Origin of the sequence: Oceanotoga teriensis (assembly GCF_003148465.1) — a bacterium.
In the GTDB taxonomy this organism is placed as follows: domain Bacteria; phylum Thermotogota; class Thermotogae; order Petrotogales; family Petrotogaceae; genus Oceanotoga; species Oceanotoga teriensis.
Genome location: NZ_QGGI01000001.1, coordinates 189,796 through 211,435 on the forward strand (window position 1 = coordinate 189,796; position 21,640 = coordinate 211,435).

A 21,640-nucleotide genomic window follows, 5' to 3' on the forward strand; every position below is an offset into this window, starting at 1 on the left:
CTTTCAATTATCTGTTATAATCATAAAAGTAAAATAATGGAGGTGTAAAAAATGAATTACGCAATAATAGTTTCTGGTGGAATTGGAAAACGTTCTGGTCTTAATATTCCAAAACAATTTTATAAAATACGAAATAAAACAATATTAGAAACAACTATAGAAAAATTTGAAAACTCAAATATAGATAAAATACTTATAGTATCCAATATAGACTACATAAACAAAACAAAAGAAATAACCAAAAAATTCAAAAAAGTTAACACTGTAATAGCTGGTGGAAATTCAAGAGCCGAAAGTGTTTTTGAAGGTTTAAAGTACTTACAAAATAAAAATATAGATATAATTTGCATACATGATGTAGTAAGACCTTTTATTCAATCTGAGGATATCAACAAATACTTAATAGAATCTAAAAATCATGATGCTATAATACCAGCAATACAAGAAATTGATACAATTTCTCTTACAGACTCTAATGGAAATATAATAAAATTTCTTGAACGTTCGAAAGTATTTAGACATTTAACTCCACAATTTTTCAATTATGAAAAATTATTCATTAGTTATAAAAAAAATATAAAAAATATAAAAAAATTTACAGATGATGCTTCAATATACTTTGAAGAATATAAAAATATAAAAATAATACCTGGAAACAAAGAAAATATAAAATTAACAAATCCAGAAGATTTTAAATGAAAAAGAGAGAAATCTTTAGATTTCTCTCTTTTTCATATTTTAAATAAAATTGAATATCCTCAATATCATTACCAAAAAAATCTGCCCCTATTTTTTTATAAAGATTTGAATCTTCATAAAAAGGATATCCACCAACAATTACCATCATTTTTTTTAAATTATCTTCTTTTTTTATACTTTTTACAAGTTTTTTCAAATTATCTAAATTTTTTTTAAGAGTTACAGATATAAGTATTGCATCAAAATTATTTTTATTTAAAAATCGCATATATGATTTTATAGGAACGTTTGTACCTAAATAATTTATATTAAATCCTTCAGCATAAAGCAAATCTGAAATCATCTTTATTCCTATTTCATGATATTCACCCTCAATAGTTCCACAAATTATATTTTTTTGATTTTCTTCATGATTAAATTCATTAACAAAAATATGTGACATTATAATTTTTGTTGATTCAGAAAAATAATGTTCATCACCAACATCGATCTCATTATTTTCCCACATATCTCCAATTTTATACAAAGATTCTCTAAATACATTTAAATAAATATCTTTTATACTAAAATTCATTTTTTTTAGATTTAATATAAATTTTAAAGCTCTATCTAATTCATTATTAAATATCAATTTTATATATTCATCTCTGAATTGTTCAAATTTTTCTAATTTTTTATTTTCAGTATTAAAATTAATCATATTTAACACCCCATATGAATTAATAAAATTTTTATCTATATAAATTTAACTCTTTTTATTACTAAAAAATTAATAATAGATTGCTTTTTAAAAAGAAAGTTTATTAAATATCATAGGATAAATTCCGATACCAAAAAATACTATAAAAAAATATCTAATCATATCAAAAATAACATGATCAACAAAAAAAATTTTTAATGAAATCTTTAAAATAAAAATTAATCCTATTCCTAAAAAAATTCTTAAAAATTTTTTAATAAATTTTATATCAGTATTAAAATTAATATATTTTTTTTCTAATATAATACCCAAAACAAATCCAAAGTAACTTCCATAAACTTTATAAAAATCTGCCGATTCTACAAATAATAATAAGGGCGCAAAAATCATTAATAAAATAATATACATTTTATTTCTACTCAAAACTCTATAATAAAAAAAGTAAGTAATATAAGAAATAAATACCCCTAAAATAATTCCAACTAAAACATCTTTTGGATAATGAACGCCCAAATAAAGTCTTGAAAAGCCTATTAATATTATCATTATAAAAGAAAAAAAATAAATAATTTTTTTCCTAATATAAAAAGACAAAGAACTATAAAATGTTCCTGCACCCTGACTATGGCCACTTGGGAAAGAATAACCTGTAGCAGTTTCAACTCTCAAACTTCTTATATTTTCTTCTCCAATTGGTCTATTAAATTTAAATATATCTTTTAAAAAATTATTAACTAATAAGCTCGAAAAAATAGAAAATCCCATATATTCTCCAAATCTCTTATCAATTCCCCAATAAATAACTGCCAAAACCGGTATTATAAAAAGTTCTTCTCCAAAAATAGTTATTATTTCAAAAAAAACATCAAAAAAATTATTATTAATGCTTTGAATACTTTTTAAAATTTCTAGTTCCATAAAAACACCTCAAATTATTATATTTTAATATTATATTATATCATTTTATCTAGTCCATATCTTAACAAGAAATTTATTTATATTTTTAATGATATAATAAAATATAAATATTAAGGGGGACTTTTTATGATGTATATAATTAATATTAAATTTTTAGGTAATATAAATGTATTTGCTGATAGTGGATGAATAAAATAATTATGAGGTGATAGCAAATGCATTTTGAAATTGATAAAATAGAAAGAAATATAAAAAAGAATTATATATTTACATTTTTTTCAAATTTAAATTTAACTGGTACAATTTGGATAATATTTTTATCTTATAAAGGAATGAATTTGACCCAAATAGGCTTATTAGAAGGAATATTTCATTTGACTTCATTTTTTATGGAAGTACCAACAGGAATAATTGCAGACTTTTTCGGTAGAAAAACTAGTAGAAGTTTTGGAAGATTTATTTCTATAATTTCTAACATTATATTTATAAATTCTAATAATTTTTATTTTTTTACAATAAGCATGATATTTAATGCACTATCTTATAATCTTGAGTCTGGAGCAGGTCAAGCTTTATTATACGACTCTCTAATTAATATATCAAAAGAAGAAGAATTTTTAAAAATATCTGGAAAAATAGAATTTATAACTCAAATAGGTATGTTATTTGGATACTTATTAGGTGGTTATTTTGCCGATAAAAGTTTTGAATTAGCTTATAATATAGCAATTATAATAGGAATTATAAATTTTCTTTATAGCTTTTCTTTTGAAGAACCTAAAATAAAATATAATTATAATTCAAAAAATTTCGCAAATTTTATCAATCAGAACAAAGATAGTTTTAAAGAATTGATCAAAGATAAAAAATTGTTTTTTATTGTTTTATTTTCAGAATTATTAACCATGTTTTGTACAACAGTATTTTTTTACTTACAAAATGATCTATATTATAAAGGTTTCAATACTACAAAAATAGGATTAATATTTTCAATTTCTGGTGTAATAAGTGCTTTTTTTTCAATATATACACAAAAAATAAAAAACGTTCTGACAGAAAAAGGTATTTTTTTGATATTTCCAATAATAATTTCTATTTCTTTAATATCTATGGGAATTTCAAAAATACCTTATATATTTTTTATTTTAATTTCTATATCAGAAAGCATAATTTTTGTAACTTATTCTGATTATATAAATAAAAAAATCTCTTCTGATAAAAGAGCTACTATCCTTTCTATGTGTTCTATGATATTTAGTATATATATGATAATAATATTTCCTCTATTCGGAAAAATTGGTGATATATATGGTTTACAAAAATCTTTTTTAAGTTTAGGTTTAATCTTATTAATACCAATTTTTATAAATATTATAATAAATATAAAAAAGTAATTTATATTAAGAGTATTATGATTTTCATATCATAATACTCTTTTTATATCACGACAATTATTTTAATATTATATGAATATATGTTATAATATATTATAAAAACATTAATATTATAATGATGAGGTGATTAAAATATTGATATACGAAGTTCTTGGTTGGATAAATGTTTTTCTTTTAATATTAAATGGAAGTTTATTTATATTAAAAAAAATTTATAAAAATTATAAATTTAAAAATTCCAAAAATAAAACAAAATATTTATCTTTATTAAAAAAAATCTCTTTTTTTCACAAAATAAATGGACTTTTGATTATATTAATAGCCATAATACATGCATACCTAATACTTGGAACTGTATTTTATATACATACAGGTTCAATTTTATTAATTCTGATAATTATAAACTTTTTATTATATATATTCAAAAATTTAAAGATCTTTAAAAAATGGCTTTTAATACATAAATTAAATACAATTATTATATTCACTGCATTAATAATCCATTTAACAAATCCATGGATATTCGGATAATAAAGGAGGAAAAACAAATGAAAAAATTTTTTTTGATATTTATCTTTATTATAAGTATAATATTCATATTTTCTGAAAAGAGTTTATTAATCGAAGATTTTGAATATAAAAACGAAATTATAACTAAAACTGGAATGAAAATTTATTGGACTTTTAATGAAGAAAAAAGTATATATATGCTTTTAAAAGCCCCTTCTAACGGATGGATATCTATAGGTTTCAATCCAACATTTAAAATGAAAGATGCAAAAATAATTTTAATAGGATTTGAAAAAAATAACATTATTCTCGAAGAACATTTAGGAGTTTCATCTACAAAACATAAAAAAATTGATGAAAAATACATAAAAAAATATACTGGTAAAAGATCAAAAGAATTTTCAATAGCTGAGTTTGAAATTCCATTAAATAAAGAATCAAGATATACAATAACAAAAAATGAAATCATAAAAGTAATAACAGCTTTTCATAATAATTCTGATAATTTTTTAATCAGACATTCCAAAAGAGAAACTTTAAACATTAAATTTTAAGAGGCTATATATAATCTCTTTTTATTTTCTGTAACTTTTGTTACGGATTAATTTTTCATATATTGATACAATTTATCCGAATTAAAACATGAGGTGAAAAAATATGAAAATAGATGAGAATAATTCAATATATGAAATAATTACAAAATATCCTGAAACTTTAGAAATATTAATTGAAATGGGTTTTAAAGAATTCAAAAATATGAATAAATTAAAAACTCTTGGAAAAAATATAAATCTAAAAATGGCTTTAGATATGAAACAAATACCATTAAATATTTTTTTAAAAAACTTAGAGTTAAAGATCAATAATAAAAAAGAAAAAGAAGAAGTAATAAATATAAAAGGAATACTACCTTGTCCAGTAAAAATACCCATACTTGAAGAATTAAACAAATATATAAAAGAAAAAAAAGAAAATTTCAACATTGACTTAAAAACTGCTTCAATGGGCATAAATTGGTTAAAAGAAGATTATAAGATTTCTATAAAAAATAAAGTACCAGATATATTTATTTCTGCTGGATTTGATTTATTTTTTAATAAAAAAACATATCAAAATTTTCAAGATCTATCAAACATAAAAAATTATAATAAAGATTTTCAAAATGATGAAATTAATTTAAAAGACCCAAAAAACACTTATTCTATTTTAGCAGTTGTTCCAGCAATTTTTTTGATTAATAAAAATGAATTAAAAAATGAAATACCTGATAGTTGGGAAGATTTATTATCTGGAAAATATGATAATAAAGTAAGTTTACCCATAACTGATTTCGACTTATTTAACGCTATTCTTCTTAATATACATAAAAAATTTGGTGAAGAAGGAATTGAGAGTTTAAAAAAAACATTAATAAGTAATCTTCATCCTTCTCAAATGGTTCAATCGTATAAAACAAAGCTAAACAAACCTGCTATAACTATAATGCCATATTTTTTTACAAAAACTATAAATAAAAACTCACCAATGATTCCAATATGGCCTAAAGATGGAGCTATAATAAGCCCCATATTTATGATAAATAAAAATAATAATAAATTAAAAAATATTTCAGAATTTTTCGCTTCAAAAAAAATAGGAAAAATTTTTTCATATAATGGCAAATTTCCAAGTACACATCCTGATATTGATAACATGATCACGAAAGATAATAAATACTTATGGTTAGGTTGGGATTATATATACAACAATGATCTTTCTGAATTAATAAAAAAACTAAAAAATATATTTTAATAAATAGAAAGGATAATCTAAATATGAACTTAATAACAATATCTGGTCCGCCATCATCAGGAAAAACATCGATAATATTAAAAACTATTCAAGCTTTAAAAGAAAGAAATTTAACAGTAGGCGTAGTAAAATTCGATTGTTTATACACAGATGATGATAAATTATATAAAAAAATGAAAATCCCTGTAAAAAAAGGTTTATCAGGTTCATTATGTCCAGATCATTATTTCATAAGTAATATAGAAGAAGTTGTAGAATGGGGATTAAAAAACGAATTAGATATTTTAATAACAGAAAGTGCTGGACTTTGTAACAGATGTTCACCTTATATAAAAGATATAAAATCAGTATGTGTTATAGATAACTTAAGTGGTATAAACACTCCCAAAAAAATAGGTCCTATGTTAAAAACAGCTGATATAGTAATAATTACAAAGGGAGATATAGTGTCACAAGCTGAAAGAGAAGTTTTTTCATCAAGAGTACAAACAGTAAATTCAAAAGCAATAATAATACATATAAATGGGTTGACTGGACAAGGTTCTTATGAATTCAGTACATTAATATACGACAAAAAAAATTCAATAAAAAGTGTTTCGGGAAAAGAATTAAGATACCCTATGCCATCAGCTTTATGTTCATATTGCCTTGGAGAAACACGAATAGGAAAAGAGTTTCAAATCGGTAATATAAGAAAAATAAATTTAGGTGATTTTGATGATTAAAAAAAATAGTTTTAAAAATTTAAAAATTTTTGAAATAGAAGAAAAATATCCTTTTTCAAAATCTTTTTTTAAACAAAATCAAATTCCCATAGAAAACCATAGAGAAAAAACAATAACTGAAATTCTAAAAAATCTTGATGAATTTGAAATGGAAAAAATTGGTATGACAGAAGAAGAAATAATAGATAATCTTATATACTATATAGATGAAATGCTAAAATTTATTGGGGTAGACAATACAAATGAAGTGGAATCATTAACAATAATAAGTGGTACAGATAAATCTGGAAAAAAAGAAAAATTTGATTCTATAAATATAAAAAAAAGTGAAATTATTTCAATAGTTGGACCAACTGGTTCTGGAAAAAGTAGATTATTAGCTGATATTGAATGGACTGCAAATAAAGATACTCCAACTAAAAGACAAATTTTAATAAATAACAAAATTCCAGATCCTAAATGGAGATTTTCAACTTCAAATAAGCTTGTGGCTGAATTATCTCAAAATATGAACTTTATAATGGACTTAAGTGTGAAAGAATTTCTTAAATTGCATGCACAAAGTAGATTAATAAATAATCCAATAAAAATAATAAAAGAAATAATAGAATCTGCTAATTATTTGTCTGGAGAAAGTTTCAATGATAAAACACCAATAACAAGTCTTAGTGGTGGACAATCAAGAGCTTTAATGATAGCTGACACAGCTATTCTTAGTAAATCGCCAATAGTATTAATAGATGAAATAGAAAATGCTGGAATAGATAGAAAAAAAGCTATTAATTTACTTATAAACAAAGAAAAAATAGTATTAATTGCCACTCATGATCCATTACTTGCATTGATGGCTAATAAAAGAATAGTTATAAAAAATGGTGGTATTGAAAAAGTAATGATAACAAATAATAAAGAAATCCAAAATTTAAAAAAATTAGAAACACTTGAAAAAGAGATTCAAAATATAAGAACAGAACTCAGAAACGGTAAAATAATAGAAAATATAAACATATAATATCTTCAACAAGGAGGGGTATCAAATGAGTATGTTTTGTTATCAATGTCAAGAAACTGCAAAAGGAACAGGTTGTACAGTAATGGGAGTATGTGGTAAAACTTCTGAAGTTGCAAACTTACAAGATCTTTTATTGTATACAATAAAAGGTATAGCTTTACTAAATGAAAAAGGAAAAAAAGGAAATTTAAAATTTCCAAAAGCAGACTATTTTATAATGAATGGGCTTTTTATGACTATAACAAATGCAAATTTTGATGAAAAAGCTTTCATAGAAGAAATAAAAGAAGGTTTAGTATTAAGAGAAAATATAAAAAAAGAATTACTAAAAAATAATTTATTAGTTGATGAATTACATGACTGTGCCGTTTGGACTGCAAATACTGAAGAAGAAATAAAAGCTAAATCTGATTCTGTACAAGTTGGAATTTTAGCAACAAAAAATGAAGATATCAGATCTTTGAGAGAATTAATAACTTATGGATTAAAAGGTATAGCTGCATATGCTGAACATGCATATAACTTAAGCAATATAAATCAAGAAATATTCGATTTTGTATCAAAAGCACTTACAAAAACATTGAATGATGATCTCAGTATTGATGATCTCGTATCCTTAACTTTAGAAACTGGAAAATATGGCGTAGATGTAATGGCTTTATTAGATCAAGCTAATACTTCTACATATGGGAATCCAGAAATTACTGAAGTAAATATAGGTGTAAAAAATAATCCTGCAATCTTAATATCTGGACATGACTTAAAAGATTTAGAACAATTATTAGAACAAACTCAAAACACAGGAGTAGATGTATATACTCATGGTGAGATGCTTCCAGCACATTATTATCCTAAATTTAAGAAATACAATAACTTTATAGGAAATTATGGAAACTCTTGGTGGAAACAAAAAGAAGAATTCGAATCTTTTAATGGCCCAATTCTTTTTACAACAAATTGCATAGTACCACCAAAACCAGCGCATATAAATAGAATATATACAACAGGTTCAGCTGGTTATCCAGGATGTAAACATATTGAAAAAGATTCTAATGGAAAAAAAGACTTTACTGAAATAATAAATCATGCAAAAAAACTAAATTCTCCAAAGGAAATAGAAAATGGTAAAATAACTGGAGGTTTTGCACATGCTCAAGTATTTGCACTTGCTGATAAAATTGTAAATGCAATTAAAACTAAAAAAATTAAAAAGTTTTTTGTAATGGCTGGTTGCGATGGTAGAATGAAATCCAGAGAATATTACACAGATTTTGCCAAAAAGTTGCCAGAAGATACTATAATACTTACAGCTGGATGTGCCAAATACAGATATAATAAATTAAATCTTGGAGATATAGATGGAATTCCAAGAGTTCTTGATGCTGGTCAATGTAATGATTCATATTCTTTAGCAGTTATAGCTTTGAAATTAAAAGAAATTTTTGAATTAAATGATATAAATGAACTACCTATTGCATATAATATAGCTTGGTATGAGCAAAAAGCAGTAATAGTTTTATTAGCATTATTATATTTAGGTGTAAAAAATATAAAACTTGGTCCTACATTACCTGGATTTTTATCACCAAATGTAGCTAATGTGCTTGTAAAAAATTTTGGGATAAATACTATTAACAATATAGATGATGATATGAAACAATTATTATAATTGTAAAAAGGAATCCTATAAAAAAGGATTCCTTTTTGTATAAATTATTAACTTCTATGATACAATCTTCTATAATCAGCTGGACGAATTCCAGTATTTTTTTTAAACAATTCTGAAAATCTACTTGCACTTTTATAACCGACTATATTTGCTATCTGACCAACATTGAGATCTGTTTTCATTAAAAGATGTTGTGCTTCAGTAACACGTTTTCTTTGTATATACTCCGTTATAGTACATTTATTAACCATTTTAAATGTTTTCTTCAATTTTGTAAGACCCATACAAGCTATTTTAGATAACTTATCTAAGGTTAAATCAAAAGAATAATGATCATTTATATATAAATTAACATTTTTAATATATTCTCTATCTTCTTTAGATAAATTTTTTTCTTCATTAATTTTATATGCATACCTATCATAAATTAAAGATAATGCTTCAAAAACTTTCCCTTCATAAAAAAGTTTTGCCGAAATACCTTTACCTCTATAATTTAAAAGTTGATAAAGCAGCATAACTATCTCTGGAAAATCTTCTTTTTCATCCACACTTAATAAGGCTTTTCTTGGATTAATATATTCTTTTCCAAATTTTTTAATTAAATAATTATCACAATATTCAGGTAAAAATTCTATACCTATTGTTTTTATTGGTATATTTTTATGAAATATAGCTTGATATTTGTTTTTTGCCCAAAAACTTTTAATAATACTCGAACTCAGTCTATTATAAGGGTTAAGTTCTTCGCCAGAAACAGATTCAAAATAAGAAATACTAAAATATTCATCTAAATCATGCTCCATATAAAAATCATCATTAAAATAAAAATCATGAATTACAATAGAAAATAAATTTTCATTATTATAAATCCAATAATATCCTTTTCCAATATAAGGATCTAATGCATAACATTTTCCAATATTATTAAATTTTGTACAAGAAAAAATTTCTTTAAATCCAAAACGTTTTAATTCTTTTTCATGTATATTTGCTTGAATTTTTACCCCTCCTTATCATGATTAGACATTACTTTATCCCAAAAAGACTTATAACAAAAAAAACTATTAAAATTTTAATATTAATATATTATAATGTAGGAGAAACTACAAATGTTCTATTCAATTATATATATTCAATTAAAATTTGTCAAATAAAACAATAATTTATAAAGAAGGTGTATTAAACAGTGTCATTAAAAAACAAATCAACATTAAAAAAGTTATTAGAATTTGCAGATAATAGAAAATATTTTATTATATTTTCTATATTTTTTTCAGCACTAAGTTCTATCTTGTCTTTTTTACCTTTTATATTTATATGGTTTATAATAAAAGACATACTTTCTGTTTTTCCTGATATAACTAAAGCAACAGAAACAATTAAATATGGATGGTTAGCTATGGGAAGTTCAGTAATAAGTGTTCTTTTATATTTTACAAGTTTAATACTTTCTCATCTCGCTGCATTTAGGGTTGAAAAAAATATCAGAAAATTTTCAATGCATAAAATTATAACTTTACCTATAGGGTATTTTAAACAAAATCCAAGCGGAAAATTAAGAAAAATAATAGATGATAATGCAAGTTTAACCCATACATTTTTGGCTCATCAACTTCCTGATATATCTGGATTAGCTGTAATGCCTTTTGCAATAATAACAATATTATTTATATTTGATTGGAAACTTGGTATTGTATGTTTATTTCCATTAATGATAAGTTTTTTATTTTTAAAAGAAATGATAGGCGGAAACAGACAAATGTTTATGGAAAATTATATGAATTCGCTTGAAACCATGAACTCTTCTGCTGTTGAATATATAAGAGGAATTCCAGTTGTAAAAGTTTTTCAACAAACTGTTTTTTCATTTAAAAATTTTTATAATTCTATTAAAAATTATAAAAAATATGCTTCAAATTTTGCATTAAGTTGTAGAATTCCTTTAATAAAATATACATTATCAATAAATTTGCCTTCGATGCTTTTAATGCCATTTGGTTTGATCATATTATTAAATACAAATAATTATAAGTCTGCCCTATTAGATCTCATATTTTATATGTTATTTGTACCTGTATGTACAGTTATGATGAATAAAATAATGCATTTAAGTGAAAGTGTAATGTCCGCAAGGGAAGCTTTAAATAGAGTAGAAAATATTTTAGAAGAAAAAAACATAAATTTTTCAGAAAAAAATATTACTATAGAAAATTTTTCTATAAAATTCAATAATATTACTTTTAAATATCCAAATGCAAAAGAACCTGTATTAAAAAATATAAATTTAGAAATACCAGAAGGAAAAGTTATAGCATTAGTAGGACCCTCTGGTGGTGGAAAAAGTACTTTAGCAAATTTAATACCAAGATTTTGGGATATAGATCAAGGAAGTATAACTATTGATAATATAAATATAAAAGATATACCTGAAAAACAATTAATGGATAACATAGCTTTTGTTTTTCAAAATAGTAAATTATTTAAAACAAGTTTATTCGAAAATATAAAAATGGGAAATCCAAAAGCTACGAAAAAAGATGTATTAAAAGCTGCCAATTTAGCTCAATGTGATGATATATTACAGAAAATGCCTCATGGATTAGAAACTGTAATAGGAACTAAAGGTGTTTATTTATCAGGAGGAGAACAACAAAGAATAGCTCTTGCAAGAGCTATTTTAAAAGACTCTCCTATAATAATTTTAGACGAAGCAACTGCATTTGCCGATCCAGAAAATGAGTATCAAATTCAAAAAGCTTTTGAATCTTTAATTGAAAATAAAACTGTTTTAATAATAGCCCATAGATTATCTTCAATAAAAAATGTTGATAAAATATTTGTTATAAAAAATGGAAGAATAGAAGAATCTGGTAATCATAATGAATTATTACTAAATGACAAATTATATTCAAAAATGTGGGATGAATATAAATCTTCTATATCCTGGAAAGTTGGAAAGGAGAATATAAATGTATAATTATCTTAAAAATAAATTTGCATTGAGTAATATAGGTACTAAAAGTCTCATAAAAGGCATCTTTTTAAGTTCTTTAATAAATCTTTGTATGATGCTACCTGTAGGAATTTTTATAATGATGATAAATGAATTACTAAATCCATTAATTCAATCAAATTCTCAATTTCCAAGTATATTAAAATATTTAACTTTGATAATAATAACATTAATAATAATGTTTATAGTTAATTATTTTCAATATTCATCAGTATATATATCAACTTATAATGAAAGTGAAAACAGACGTATAAAACTCGCTGAAAAATTAAGAGAACTTCCACTTTCTTTTTTTGGGAAAAGAAATGTATCAGATTTAACAAGTATATTACTCGCTGATTGTGCATCTTTAGAACATGCTTTTTCACATGCAATACCTCAATTATTTGGTTCTATAATATCAACAATAATAATAATAATAGCATTAATAACTATGAATTGGAAGATGGGATTAGCTGTATTGTGGGTATTACCTGTATCATTTGGAATAATAATTATCTCAAAAAAAATACAAACAAGAACAAAAGCTTTACACAAAAAAGCCAAACTCGATGCTACTGAACAAATTCAAGAATGTTTTGAAAATATACAAGATATTAAAGCATATAATATAACTAAAAATTATATGAATGATCTCGATAGAAAATTAGATATTTCTGAAAAAGCTCAAATAAAATCAGAATTCATAATGGCAACCTTTGTAACCTCTTCACAAGCTATTTTAAGATTGGGATTAGTAACAGTTGTTCTAATAGGAAGTAATCTATTAATAAATGGACAAACAGATTTTATAACTTATTTAATTTTCTTAATAACAGCATCGAGATTATATGATCCTTTATCTGGAAATCTTGAAAATATAGCTGAAATATTCAGTATAGAATTACCAATAAATAGAATGAAAGAAATAGAAAATTATAAAATTCAAAATGGTAAAAAAGAATATGAATTAAAAAATTTTGATATAAAGTTTGAAAACATTTCATTTTCTTATAAAAAAGATGAACCCGTTTTAAAAAATATAAATTTCACAGCAAAGCAAGGTGAAGTAACTGCTTTAATAGGTCCTTCTGGTTGTGGAAAAAGTACAATTGCAAAACTTGCTGCAAGATTTTGGGATCCTGATGATGGAAAAATCTTTTTAGGAGAAAATGATATAAACAAAATAGATCCAGAATCTTTATTAAAAAACTATACCATAGTATTTCAAGACGTCACCCTTTTTAATGATTCTATATTAGAAAACATAAGAATAGGTAATAGAAATGCAAGTGATCAAGAAGTTAAAAAAGCGGCTAAACTTGCTATGTGTGATGATTTTATAAATAAATTGCCTGATAAATATAACACCATAATTGGAGAGAATGGTTCTTCTCTTTCTGGTGGTGAAAGGCAAAGAATCTCAATTGCAAGAGCTTTTTTAAAAAATTCTCCTATAGTTCTTTTAGATGAAGCAACTGCTTCTTTAGATGTAGAAAATGAAACCCAAATACAAAAAGCAATTTCAAAACTAATCCAAAATAAAACTGTTATAGTAGTAGCTCATCGTATGAGAACAATAGAAAATGCTGATAAAATAATAGTATTGGATGATGGTCATATAATTCAAGAAGGTAATTCAAAAGAATTATTAAATAAAAATGGACTATTCAAACATATGTTAGAACTTCAAAATCAAAGTATGGAATGGTCTTTATAGTAGGAGGATAAAATGACGGATGAAAGATCAGAATTATTAACTCAAAAACCTATTAAGTTGATGTTTAAATTATGTACTCCAGCAATAATAGGAATGGTTGTCATAGGATTATATTCATTTATGGATGGAGTATATGCAGGTCAAATGCTTGGTTCTAAAGAAATGGGTGCAATTTCAATAGCTTATCCAATTACTTTCATAAATAATGGAATAGCTACATTAATAGGAATAGGATCAGCCTCTTTACTTTCAAGGGCTATAGGTAAAAAAGATTATAAAACTATTGATAAAATAATGGGAAATTTAATAGCAACTGTTTTATTATTATCGAGTATAGTAATGGTTTTTGGTATAATATTCGCAAAACAACTTTTGCAATTAAGTGGTGCTGAAGGTGATATATTAGAATTTGGTATAAGATATTTAAGAATAATCTTTTTAGGTTCAATATTTGTCAATTTTGCTCAAAGTGCTAATATGGTTATGAGAGGCGAAGGAATAATGAAAAAAGCCATGTTAATAATGGGTTTTGGTGCAATATTAAATATTATTCTTGATCCAATATTTATTTTATTATTTAAAGAAAAAGGATTAGAAGGTCTTGCAATGGCAACATTAACTTCTCAAATAATACAAGCAATTATAACTTTAAAATATTTTCTAACAAAAAGCAAATTTATAAAAATAAAAAAAATAAAAATAGAAAAATCTCTTCTAAAAGATATTTTTTCAGTTGGTATTTCAGCTATGATGATGCAAATATTAAGTATGGTTCAACAAATGCTATTATATAGAATGGCATTTAAATATGGAGATCAAACTCAAGGTATTTTAATGGCTGCCTCTTTAAGAATTCAAGCTTTTTCTTTTATACCGTTATGGGGAATGTCTCAAGGTTTACAACCTGCAATTGGAACTAATTATGGAGCAAAAATGTATGATAGAGTCAAAAAAATAAATAATACTTTTGTCTTAGGTGCAACTGTTCTTGCAATGATTTTTTGGCTTCCTATAGAATTATTTTCAAAACAAGTTTTATCCCTATTCATAACAAATGAAAGCATAGTAAACACAGGAATATCAAACTTCAGAATTTTTTATAGCATATTTATTCTGTATGGTTTAATGATAATGATGATAACTTTTTTTCAATCAATTGGAAATGCAAAAAGTGCTGGAATTTTAGTATTTTCAAGACAATTAATATTTTTTGTACCCGCAATAATAATTATGCCAAAGATATTTGGAATATCTGCTGTTTGGTTTACTCAACCATTATTTGATGGAATAGTGATATTATTAGGAACTTTATTATTATTAAAAGAATATAAAAAAATGTCTAAATTAACATTAGTTAATGCATAATAAAATCGCTAATAGTAATTACTATTAGCGATTTTATTTTTATCTATAATTTTTTTATCATCTCTAACTGCCCTATTTCAACTATACTATTTCTGTCTTTTATCTTTCTAAATCCTATGTCGAACAAATATTCTATAATATCATTTTCAGAATCAACATTCAATAATTTTCCCTCAATATTTTTTAATTTACATTTTTCATGAAAATTTTTAAACAATTGATTTAAAATATCAACTTTATAATTTTTAATAGATCCAAAAGAATATATTTCATTTTCTCTAAAAGTTAAATAACCTACTAATTCATCTTTAAAATAAGCCTCTAAAACTTTTACTTCATTTTTTATCTCTTCTAAAGTTTCAAAGGAATTTTGCCAAGAAGGCAAATAAAAAGTCATTTTCTTATAATCATCTTTATAAAAATATTCATATTCTTTTATTATTATATCTTCTTTAAAATCTCTTATATTAAAATCTTTAAAAGAAAAAATTGATAAATTTCTATTTTTAATAAATCCTTTTTTTCTATACAAATTAATAGCTTTAAAATTATTATCTATTACTTCCAGTAAATATTGTTTAAATAAAGATTCTTTCAATAATAATTCTAATTTTTCAAATAATGTTTTTGTTATTCCTCTTCCCCTGTTCTTTTTTGAAACTCCTGTAAAAATATCATAAATAGTATACTCATCTTTAAAAAAACCAGAGCCATTAATAATAAATCCTACAACTTTATCATTTTCTAATGCAATCAAAGAATAATCTTTATCAACTCTTCTACATTTCAAAGTTCTCATAAAAAGTTCTTTAGTCATAGAAATATCAGCAACATAATCTGAAAAAGCATCTTTAAATCCTTCAAGTAAATCTTCTAAATCTACTTCATTTAAAGTTTTTATAATCATAATATCCCCCTTTATATTATGAAAAAGGATAATATACGATGTATATTATCCTTTCATATTATTCTTTTATACCATTTTTAAAATAATCAGATACTTCTTTTATTATTACTTTCTCATCAGTTACGTTTTCAAGAAAGAGTTTTTCAATTCCAAGATAATGAGAAAAACCCATTAAAAAATTTGCTATTAATGATTTATCTTCAATCTTTATACTATCTAAATTATTTTGATATCCTCTTTCAAAATTATCATAATATCTTTTGGCAGATTCATTAACAACAAATTCTGCTTCTCTAACAATCTCATAATAGCTTTTATTATGTGAAAAAAAGAATAAAAATAAATAAATACCTCTCAATTCTTTCTCAAGTCTATTAAGAGTTTCTTTAGAATTTAAAGATAAAAATCTTCTCGTATTTTTACTTATTATATCTACTATAGAAGAAAGAAATTCTTCTTTTGAATTAAAGTATATATAAAAAGTACCTACAGCATATCCTGCTTCTTTAGTTATATCATATATATTCACATTATAATAACCTTTTTCACCGAATAATTTTATACCTGCATTTATCAATTTACATCTTGAAGTTTTACATTCTATCATATCGGGTTCTTCAAGTTTTTCAGAAAAAACTTTAGAAAAATCTACTTCGAGTTCTTCAAAAATACCATTAATAATTATATTTTTTAAAATTTCATTCTTATATTCTTTAGAATTAAATATATATCTTATATTTATAAACCTAACAGCTCCAGCTACAAAGAGATACTCTGTTTCACTTATTTCTCTGTTAAAAACTCTTGACAAACCGATAATATACATTTTTCTTAATCTTTTTTCAAATTCTGGAAATCTATATTGGGCTTCTCTAAAAATGGTAATATGTTGTCTATGCCTATCTCCTGATTGAATAACTATATCCAAAAATTTTTCAAGTCTATCTTCAGCTGTTATACCTCTTATATTATTAAATTCTCTTTCAAAATAAGTCAAAAGTTCATCAACCTGATATTCAAATATAGACTTTTTATTTTTAAAATATCTATAAAAGACACCATTAGAAACTCCTGCCTCTCTACAAATTTCAGCGACAGAAACAGTTTCATACCATTTTTTTGAAAATAGATCTCTTGATGCTTCCAATAGTTTATCTAATGTATCGGTTTTTTTCTTCATAACATACTAACCCCTATTCATAAAATTTATAAACATTTTTTTGAATAATTCAGGTTCTTCAACCATCAATGAATGTCCTACATTATCATATTCTTTTAATTCAGCATTATAAAATTCTGCTGTTCTAACAGCCATTTCTTTAGTAATTAAAATATCTTTTTTACCAAATAAAACCATTGTAGAAAAATTTATTTTATCTTTTAAATCAGTAAAATCATATTTTTCTAAAGCTCTTGCATTCTCTACAAAACATTTTGGATTCATAAGCAATGAATCATTAACAAGTTCATTTAAAAACTTTTTATCTTTATTAAGAGGCATTATACCTTTAATACTTTCTTTTAAAATACTTCTATTATTTTTCAACAAAGCCAATGAAGAATAATTTTCTTCAGGTGTTTTAAATCCATAATAAGGAGCTGAAGAAATCAAAATCAATTTATTCACCTTATTATTATACCTTAAGGCTAAGCTTTGAGCAACTGCACCACCAAGAGAATGTCCAACAATAACAGCTTTATCTATATTCAGTGAATTCATAAATTCATTTATATAATCAGCATATTCATCAATATTAGCGTTTTCAATATGATCTGAATGTCCAAAATTTGGCATATCAACAGTATATATTTTATATCCTGATATATTATTAACTTTATTAAACCATTTATGAGAACCAAAATTACCATGTATCATTATAACAGATTTTCCTTCACCATTTACATCATAATATATATCTTTTCCTTTAACTTTGATTTTTTGTTTTGGTTTATCATTTTTTCTCAAATTATTTTTTATAAAATATATAAAAGGCCTTTCCAAATATTTAACATATCCCATCATAAGACCATATATTATTCCTTTTGGGAAGAAAAGAACAAAAACTATTAATAATATTCCAAATATTATAGACATAGGTATACTACCTCTTGAAAATAGGAAAGGTAAACCCGTAATTATAATAGAACCAATTAATCCTCCATGTATAGAGGCCATTCCTCCAATAACAATCATTGCAAGTAAATTTAAAGAGTTCCCTAATGCAAAATCTGTAGGTGCAATATAACCAATAGTATGAGCATATAAACTTCCAGCAATACCACCATATATAGCACTCAAAACAAATGATTCTAATTTAGCAAATGATAAATTAACGCCATAAGATCTTGCTGCTATTTCACTATCTCTTGTCATTTTATATTTCAACCCATTAGGTGAATTTATTATTCTTCCAGCAATATAACTTAAAATTGCATAAAATGCAAGATTTATTAAATACATATAAAAATCAGAATCAACAAGAGGCTTTATATCTCTCAAACCTATATGCCCACCAAATAATTCAAAAGAAGATATTATCTGTTCAACAGCAATTCCAAAAGCCATAGTAGCTATTGCAAGATAAAAACCTTTAAGTCTTAAAGCAGGAAGTGCTATTATAGCACCAAGTATAGCTGAAAAAACAATTGCTAATAGCAAGTTCAAAATAAATGGAGTATTAAAATTTAATGACATCGTAGCTGTGGTATAAGCTCCTATAGCCATAAAAGCTCCATGTCCGATTGAAACTTGTCCTGTATAACCAGATAATATATTTAACCCTAAAGCAGCTATTGCAAATATTAAAATAGTCGAAAATATCATTAATAAAAAAGATTGAGACATAAAAATTAATCCCAAAAGCAAACCTATTATAAAAGTTATCATTATTTTTTTCATAATTAAACTCTCCCTTCAAACTTTTTACCAAATATACCTGAAGGTTTTACAACTAAAACTACTATGATTAATATCAATATTATAGATAACTGATAATCTGGTGATATATAAACACCAACTACTTTCTCTAATATTCCAAGAATCATTCCTCCTACTATAGCACCAAACAAACTTGAAAATCCTCCCAAAACTCCTGCAGTAAATCCATACAATTGCATATTTGTCATCATATTAGGATGTACATAAGTTTTAGGTGCTGCAAGTATACCTACTAATGCTGCAAGAGAAATTCCTATTCCCCAAACTATAGAATCTACTTTATTTATATCTATTCCTACAACACTCGAACCAACTTCATCTTGAGCTCTTGCTCTTATTGCAGTACCTATTTTTGTATATTTTAAAAATATAGCCAATAAAATAGAAACACTTAATGCTATAACAGTAACAATTAAATCATTTATTGGTAAAACTAATATATTTTCTCCAAATTCCATTATAATAGGCATACCATCATTGAGTTCTGGTAATTGTAAATATTCAGTTCCCCAAATAACTATAGATAATCCTTCAAAAACCATCAAAAGGCCTAAAGTTATTATCAACATAGCACCATGTGATAAATGTTTTACAGGTCTCATTAAAAATTTTTCTATCAATACTCCAAGAATAAATCCAAAAACAACTGCAGATATCAAAGCAATAAATATATTATTGGTTAATGTATAAACGCTAAAACCTATAAAAGTTGCAAACATTCCGGCATTTCCATGGGAAAAATTCATAACACTGACAGTTCTAAATATCAATGCTATACCAAAGGCCATAAGTCCATAAAGAGCCCCTTGTGGTATTCCCAATATAATACTTTGTATTATAAGCATAAAATCACCCCTATATTCCTAAATAAGCTTTTTTAACTTTTTCATCATTTAAAAGATCTTTAGCAATACCTTGTGCAACTATATTTCCAGTTTCAAGAATATATGCTCTATCAGAAATTCTCAAGGATTTCAAGGCATTTTGTTCTACAAGCAATATTGAAACTCCAGAATTTTTTAGTTCTTTTAAAACATTAAATATATCATCAGTAATAACTGGTGCCAATCCCAAAGATGGTTCATCTAGCATGAGAACTTCTGGCTCTCCCATCATAGCTCTACCAACAGCGAGCATTTGCTGTTCTCCACCAGATAATGAACCTGCAGCCTGTCTTTTTCTATCTTTTAAAATTGGAAATAAGTCATAAACATCTTTTATAACTTTAGAATAATTACCTCTAATAAAACTCCCCATTTTCAAATTTTCTTCTACAGATAATTCTGGAAAAACTCTTCTATTTTCTGGACATAAAACCAAACCTTCTTTTACTTTTTGAACAGAGGAATATTTGCTTATATCTTTTCCTTTAAATTCAATATTTGAAGATGATTTTACAATACTCATCATTCCAAAAAGAGTTGAAGTTTTTCCAGCTCCATTAGAACCAAGTATTGAAACTATTTCACCTTTATTCAATTCAAAGCTTATATTTTTTACGGCCTTTACATGACCATAATTAACTATTAAATTATTGACTTTAAGCATTTTCACTCTCCCCCAGATATACTTTTATTACTTCTTCATTATTTGCTATCTCTTCTGGAACTCCTTCAGCAATTTTTTCTCCAAAACTCATAACAGTTATCTCGTCTGAAACCTTCATAACAAGGTTCATATCATGTTCAACAAGTAAAATAGTTTTACCATTAGATTTAAGCATTTTTATTATATCTCTTATCTCAGATGTTTCATTATGATTCAAACCAGCAGCAGGTTCATCAAATAACAAAAGTTCAGGATCAGAAACCATAGCTCTTGCAATCTCTACCCTTTTCAAAACACCATAAGGTAATTGAGACGGATAAGAATTAAGTCTATTTTTTATTTGAAGAAGCTCTGTAACTTCCAATATCTTATTTTTTGTTTGTATATCAAAATCTCTTTTTTTCTTAGAAAATATTTCAAATAAATTTCCTTTATAATTATGAACAAATCCAGAATAAATATTATCATATACATTCATACCTTGAAAAAGTTGTAAATTTTGAAAAGTTCTTGAGATACCTTTATATATTATTTTTTCTGGCGTAAGATTTATTAAAGATTCACTCTTAAAAATAACATCACCTTTGTCTGGCTGTATAACTCTTGTTATTGCGTTAAATAAAGTAGTTTTTCCAGCTCCGTTAGGACCTATCAAAGAATGTATTGTTCCTTTTTTAACATTCATATTCATATCTTTAACTGCTATTAATCCACCAAAAGAAACTCTTACATCTTTTATCTGAAGCATT

Annotated in this window: 20 protein-coding genes; 11 read left to right on the forward strand and 9 right to left on the reverse strand. The window is 24.4% G+C overall.

The genetic code is table 11. From position 1 onward, the window contains the following. The first annotated feature begins 51 nt into the window (after nucleotides 1-51). On the forward strand, nucleotides 52-699 hold the full coding sequence (locus C7380_RS00975; protein WP_109603608.1) for an IspD/TarI family cytidylyltransferase: 648 nt from the start codon (nucleotides 52-54) through the stop codon (nucleotides 697-699). Here C7380_RS00975 and C7380_RS00980 read toward each other — a convergent pair. Next, nucleotides 692-1,399, reverse strand: coding sequence for a cobalamin B12-binding domain-containing protein (locus C7380_RS00980; protein ID WP_109603609.1), 708 nt, complete (start codon nucleotides 1,397-1,399; stop codon nucleotides 692-694). The two genes, C7380_RS00975 and C7380_RS00980, sit on opposite strands and share 8 nt — an antisense overlap. Nucleotides 1,400-1,486: 87 nt before the next feature. Beyond that, nucleotides 1,487-2,317: a phosphatase PAP2 family protein gene (locus tag C7380_RS00985; RefSeq protein ID WP_109603610.1), complete on the reverse strand. Its 831-nt coding sequence runs from the start codon at nucleotides 2,315-2,317 to the stop codon at nucleotides 1,487-1,489. A 215-nt stretch (nucleotides 2,318-2,532) separates the two neighbouring features. Between C7380_RS00985 and C7380_RS00990 the strand changes: the two genes are divergently transcribed. The 7 genes from C7380_RS00990 to hcp all read left to right on the forward strand — a co-directional run bounded on the left by C7380_RS00990 (nucleotide 2,533) and on the right by hcp (nucleotide 9,418). After that, entirely contained in the window at nucleotides 2,533-3,711 is a 1,179-nt protein-coding gene (locus C7380_RS00990; protein ID WP_109603611.1) for an MFS transporter, read from the forward strand. 135 nt (nucleotides 3,712-3,846) lie between these two features. Beyond that, entirely contained in the window at nucleotides 3,847-4,242 is a 396-nt protein-coding gene (locus C7380_RS00995) for a hypothetical protein (RefSeq protein WP_109603612.1), read from the forward strand. 17 nt (nucleotides 4,243-4,259) lie between these two features. Beyond that, a complete protein-coding gene (locus tag C7380_RS01000) occupies nucleotides 4,260-4,775 on the forward strand; it encodes a DOMON domain-containing protein (protein ID WP_158274735.1) in 516 nt (171 codons plus the stop codon). 103 nt (nucleotides 4,776-4,878) lie between these two features. Further along, nucleotides 4,879-6,012: an ABC transporter substrate-binding protein gene (locus C7380_RS01005; RefSeq protein WP_109603614.1), complete on the forward strand. Its 1,134-nt coding sequence runs from the start codon at nucleotides 4,879-4,881 to the stop codon at nucleotides 6,010-6,012. Between the two features lie 23 nt (nucleotides 6,013-6,035). After that, nucleotides 6,036-6,737, forward strand: a complete 702-nt coding sequence (locus tag C7380_RS01010) for a GTP-binding protein (protein ID WP_109603615.1) — start codon at nucleotides 6,036-6,038, stop codon at nucleotides 6,735-6,737. Then, complete coding sequence (locus tag C7380_RS01015) at nucleotides 6,730-7,749, forward strand: ATP-binding cassette domain-containing protein (protein WP_109603616.1); 1,020 nt, start codon at nucleotides 6,730-6,732, stop codon at nucleotides 7,747-7,749. Before C7380_RS01010 ends, C7380_RS01015 begins: the two co-directional genes overlap by 8 nt. A gap of 25 nt (nucleotides 7,750-7,774) precedes the next feature. After that, entirely contained in the window at nucleotides 7,775-9,418 is a 1,644-nt protein-coding gene (hcp, locus tag C7380_RS01020; RefSeq protein WP_109603617.1) for a hydroxylamine reductase, read from the forward strand. Between the two features lie 47 nt (nucleotides 9,419-9,465). On the opposite strand, the gene C7380_RS01025 is transcribed toward hcp, so the two are convergent. Next, complete coding sequence (locus C7380_RS01025; RefSeq protein WP_206050483.1) at nucleotides 9,466-10,224, reverse strand: helix-turn-helix domain-containing protein; 759 nt, start codon at nucleotides 10,222-10,224, stop codon at nucleotides 9,466-9,468. 383 nt (nucleotides 10,225-10,607) lie between these two features. On the opposite strand from C7380_RS01025, the gene C7380_RS01030 reads away from it, so the two are divergent. Genes C7380_RS01030 through C7380_RS01040 form a run of 3 tightly spaced genes read left to right on the forward strand, consistent with a single transcriptional unit; the run spans nucleotide 10,608 to nucleotide 15,498 of the window. Next, nucleotides 10,608-12,398: an ABC transporter ATP-binding protein gene (locus C7380_RS01030; RefSeq protein WP_109603619.1), complete on the forward strand. Its 1,791-nt coding sequence runs from the start codon at nucleotides 10,608-10,610 to the stop codon at nucleotides 12,396-12,398. Continuing rightward, on the forward strand, nucleotides 12,391-14,133 hold the full coding sequence (locus C7380_RS01035) for an ABC transporter ATP-binding protein (RefSeq protein WP_109603620.1): 1,743 nt from the start codon (nucleotides 12,391-12,393) through the stop codon (nucleotides 14,131-14,133). Before C7380_RS01030 ends, C7380_RS01035 begins: the two co-directional genes overlap by 8 nt. A gap of 12 nt (nucleotides 14,134-14,145) precedes the next feature. Then, entirely contained in the window at nucleotides 14,146-15,498 is a 1,353-nt protein-coding gene (locus C7380_RS01040; RefSeq protein WP_109603621.1) for an MATE family efflux transporter, read from the forward strand. A 43-nt stretch (nucleotides 15,499-15,541) separates the two neighbouring features. Here the strand turns inward: C7380_RS01040 and C7380_RS01045 are convergent, their stop codons facing one another. From C7380_RS01045 to C7380_RS01070, 6 genes are read right to left on the reverse strand one after another with little or no spacing between them, the layout of a single operon-like run. Next, the gene (locus C7380_RS01045) at nucleotides 15,542-16,405 is read right to left on the reverse strand and encodes a GNAT family N-acetyltransferase (protein ID WP_109603622.1); all 864 of its coding nucleotides are present in this window, start codon (nucleotides 16,403-16,405) and stop codon (nucleotides 15,542-15,544) included. A 58-nt stretch (nucleotides 16,406-16,463) separates the two neighbouring features. Continuing rightward, a complete protein-coding gene (locus C7380_RS01050) occupies nucleotides 16,464-17,585 on the reverse strand; it encodes a TetR/AcrR family transcriptional regulator (protein ID WP_109603623.1) in 1,122 nt (373 codons plus the stop codon). A 6-nt stretch (nucleotides 17,586-17,591) separates the two neighbouring features. After that, nucleotides 17,592-19,304, reverse strand: a complete 1,713-nt coding sequence (locus tag C7380_RS01055; RefSeq protein WP_109603624.1) for an alpha/beta fold hydrolase — start codon at nucleotides 19,302-19,304, stop codon at nucleotides 17,592-17,594. A 2-nt stretch (nucleotides 19,305-19,306) separates the two neighbouring features. Next, nucleotides 19,307-20,188 carry a branched-chain amino acid ABC transporter permease gene (locus C7380_RS01060; RefSeq protein WP_109603625.1) on the reverse strand — a complete coding sequence of 294 codons (882 nt, stop codon included), beginning with the start codon at nucleotides 20,186-20,188 and terminating at the stop codon, nucleotides 19,307-19,309. 10 nt (nucleotides 20,189-20,198) lie between these two features. After that, the gene (locus tag C7380_RS01065; protein ID WP_109603626.1) at nucleotides 20,199-20,891 is read right to left on the reverse strand and encodes an ABC transporter ATP-binding protein; all 693 of its coding nucleotides are present in this window, start codon (nucleotides 20,889-20,891) and stop codon (nucleotides 20,199-20,201) included. Further along, nucleotides 20,884-21,639: an ABC transporter ATP-binding protein gene (locus tag C7380_RS01070; RefSeq protein ID WP_109603627.1), complete on the reverse strand. Its 756-nt coding sequence runs from the start codon at nucleotides 21,637-21,639 to the stop codon at nucleotides 20,884-20,886. The genes C7380_RS01065 and C7380_RS01070 overlap by 8 nt, the downstream gene beginning before the upstream one ends. Nucleotide 21,640: the final 1 nt, after the last annotated feature.